Annotated in this window: 2 protein-coding genes; both read left to right on the forward strand. The window is 38.3% G+C overall.

Annotated elements, in window-relative coordinates:
• Positions 1-243 precede the first annotated feature (243 nt).
• On the forward strand, positions 244-933 hold the full coding sequence (sfsA, locus tag IEV18_RS16680; RefSeq protein WP_188393484.1) for a DNA/RNA nuclease SfsA: 690 nt from the start codon (positions 244-246) through the stop codon (positions 931-933).
• Positions 934-1,491: 558 nt separating this feature from the next.
• Complete coding sequence (locus IEV18_RS16685) at positions 1,492-2,487, forward strand: TAXI family TRAP transporter solute-binding subunit (protein ID WP_188393485.1); 996 nt, start codon at positions 1,492-1,494, stop codon at positions 2,485-2,487.
• The last annotated feature ends 119 nt before the right edge of the window (positions 2,488-2,606 follow it).

Raw genomic sequence — 2,606 nt, forward strand, 5'->3', positions numbered from 1 at the left:
GCTTTAAGGATTTCAGTCGCTCTCACAATCATCACCAACCCTATTGTAGTTAGTTCAATTATAGAACATTTGTTCTCGGAATTCAATTATCAACAACTAACTTTAACAGAGCCTTAAAAAGAACAATCGTACCTGTAGATTGCAAATGCAATAAACAGGTATTTTTTATTTTTGGCAAGCTTAAGGCGATATTTGTTCTTATGATAAAATGAATTAAAATGCTAAATTAGGAAGTGTTAACCAATGAAATATTCCCAAACCGTAAAAGGGATCTTTGTAAAAAGACTGAATCGGTTTATAGCAGAGGTTTTAATAAATGACCGGCTGGAAAAAGTTCATGTAAAAAATACCGGAAGACTGAAGGAGTTATTGCTGGAAAAAGCGGAAGTTGCATTAACGGCGGCAGAAAATCCCAATCGCAAGACGAAATACTCGCTGATTGCCGTAAAAAAAGGGGATAGATGGATCAATATCGACTCGCAAGTTCCGAATGAAGTAGTGTTCGAAGGTTTAATCAAAGGGAAAATTTCAGAGCTGGGCAAACCTTCACTGGCAAAAAAAGAGGTCACATTCGGCAATTCTCGGTTTGATCTTTATTTTGAAAAGAATGGGGAAAAGGGATTTATCGAAGTAAAAGGGGTTACTTTAGAAGATGGAGGTGTAGCTATGTTTCCGGATGCGCCGACATCCCGGGGCACGAAACATATTCTGGAAATGAAAGAAGCAGTACATGCAGGGTATCGGGGAATTATATTATTTTTAATTCAAATGAATGGCTGCCATACGTTCACTCCAAACGAAAAGATGGATAAAGCATTTGCCGATGCATGCCGTGAAGCAGCGGTAAATGGTGTGGAAATTTTGGCTTACGACACGACTGTAACGGAAAAGGATATTGTTCTAAATAGGCCGGTGAAGGCTGTTCTCGATTAATTAAAAATGCCCATAATTTTTTCTAGTGTATCGACAAGAAGCACCGTTGCGATGAATTAAAACAGGTGCTTTTTTATTTTTAAATCGGAAAAGCGTACAAATTAATTATTCTAAATATACAAATTTAATTGACAATTCAAGCTGTTAAACCTATAATATTTACATAATATTTTGATTAATAAAGACTAGATTGAAACGAAGAATCGTTACTTTTGCACAAATTGAGCATGCCAAAAGTATGAATTAAAGTATTTATAAGCATTTACGATGTTAGTAGAGTTATCGGGAAAATTAACTAGATTCGCCGATTTTGCGAAGATGAAGGTACATATGGTTTACGGCTAATTTCAAATGTTAATTTGAAAACGATTGCAATTCTTGTATTTTATTTTTAATCGGTTGGACTTTTAGGAAAAGGTATTGAAAATTCGTTGCTTGAAAAAGGGATGATTCCCTCTAATCCCTTTGTTAATTATTGTCTTTAGACGAGCAGAGCTTGTATTTGTATTGTTAACAGTCAATATTAAACTATAAAACTATAAAAAAGGAGATGAAAAAATGAAAAAGAAAATAGTATTCGGTTTCTTAATGCTGGGGGTAATTTTACTGCTTGCAGCTTGCAGCAGCGGCGGCGGTAAGAAGGGAATTGCCATCGGTCCGCCAGCGAGTGAAACTAACTCGGTATCCAAGTTAATACTGGAGGCGTATGGAATCGGGGAGGATGATTACCAAGCATACCAGGAAGGATTCGGGGATGCTGCCGATGGGGTACAGGATGGCAACATTGATATTTCCATCGGTATTCTCGGTTTGCCTGCAGGAAGTATAGAAAGTTTGCAGGCATCTACGGGAGACGTAAAAATGCTGGAACTGTCCGATGACGCCATCAGCTATATTGAGGAAAATAGCGGATACGTCCGTTATACCATTCCACAGGATTCCTATGATTTCCTTGATTCTGATATCGAAACCGTAACTGCCTTTGCGATCTTAATGGCAAATACGGATACAATCAGTGAAGAAGTAGCATATGAGCTGGCGAAAAGTATGGTGGAACATGCGGATCAAAACACGCACGCACAATCTGTCCATATGACGTTAGAAAATGCTTTGAATGGGGCAGAAGGATTGCCGATTCATCCAGGTGCAAAACGTTATTATGAAGAACAGGGGCTAACCGTGAACAACCCTGTAGCTGAAGTAAGTGCTACGGAAACAAAGAGTGAGCTTATTTTAGGTACAGGAAGTCAAGGCGGAACATATTATCCGCTTGGCGGCGAAATGGCAACAATTTGGAACAACAATATTGACGGAATCAACGTTACAAATACAGAAACAGGAGCATCCATCGAAAACCTCGCCGGCATTCGTGATGGCAATTTCGACTTAGGAATGACAGTACATGTTCCTGCATTAGCTGCCATTAACGGAGAAGGAGATTTCGAAGGTAATGCAGTACCGAATGCTGCATTTATCGGACACATTTATCCGGAAGTAGTTCAAATCATCACCCGCGAAGCTACAGGTATCGAAAGTCTGGATGATGTGAAATAAGTGAATTCACTAGCATTGCATAAATATAGTTGGAATATTCCGTAAATAATTTTCTCATAAATTAAGCCAAAAAGTCAAAGTCCAACTAAAGGTGGCTTTATCCATTTTTTGAAAATTAT

This window comes from Compostibacillus humi, from assembly GCF_014637175.1.
GTDB lineage: Bacteria > Bacillota > Bacilli > Bacillales > Amphibacillaceae > Oceanobacillus > Oceanobacillus humi.

Excerpts from the sequence above, each read along its gene's own strand:
- sfsA (WP_188393484.1), top strand. The coding sequence starts at position 244 with ATGAAATATTCCCAAACCGTAAAAGGGATCTTTGTAAAAAGACTGAAT.
- IEV18_RS16685 (WP_188393485.1), top strand. The coding sequence starts at position 1,492 with ATGAAAAAGAAAATAGTATTCGGTTTCTTAATGCTGGGGGTAATTTTA.